This window comes from [Roseibacterium] beibuensis (assembly GCF_039542305.1).
Taxonomy (GTDB): Bacteria; Pseudomonadota; Alphaproteobacteria; order Rhodobacterales; family Rhodobacteraceae; genus Roseibacterium; species Roseibacterium beibuensis.
In genome coordinates, this window is record NZ_BAABHW010000020.1 from 1 (window position 1) to 549 (window position 549).

Consider the following 549-nt stretch of genomic DNA (forward strand, 5'->3'; position numbering starts at 1 on the left):
CATTAAGTACGTTCTGCGGACTTTCCCCCCGATTTCGCCCATACAGAAATGCAGGCATAAAAAAGCGTGGATTCTCTTTTGGAAATGGAAGCTCGATATGGATGACACCAAACCACGACGATTGATTCTTATTTCTCACTTGTATGCGAACGTGAAAAGGATTCCGGGGATGACCGCTCCCTCCTTGGACTTCAATTGTTGCGGACAAGCCCTGGTGCTCTAACGGGAGGTATTCCGAGTTCTCTTGCTCCCGACTTCTGGCCTTCAAGTTCAACTGCAACCCCTTTTCCTCCTTCATTCTTCAGTTTCAATATATCGGCCGCTTAAGAATATCCTGTATCCCCGACTTGCGCAAAAAATAAGTGTTGATCACATCCCGCCATTCCTTGGCGTGCTCGGCTTGCTCTTGAAGCCTGTCCAGCACTTGCCGATAGCGCCCCTCGTCAATATCATCTTCAAGCGTCTTCCAACGCTCGACTAGTCCCTCGGCGCGCTCCGCTCCCTCATAATGGGTATCGTAAATGTGCTGAATGACGGTTTTTCCGGATT

General features: G+C 49.4%; 1 protein-coding gene and 1 pseudogene. Both read right to left on the reverse strand.

Features of this window, described 5'->3' with window-relative positions:
• The coding region (locus ABD923_RS19095; RefSeq protein ID WP_345229578.1) for a hypothetical protein at positions 1-298 on the reverse strand (298 nt) is incomplete at its 3' end.
• Positions 299-307: 9 nt separating this feature from the next.
• Positions 308-549: pseudogene (locus ABD923_RS19100) on the reverse strand (alpha-glucuronidase); the annotation flags it as partial.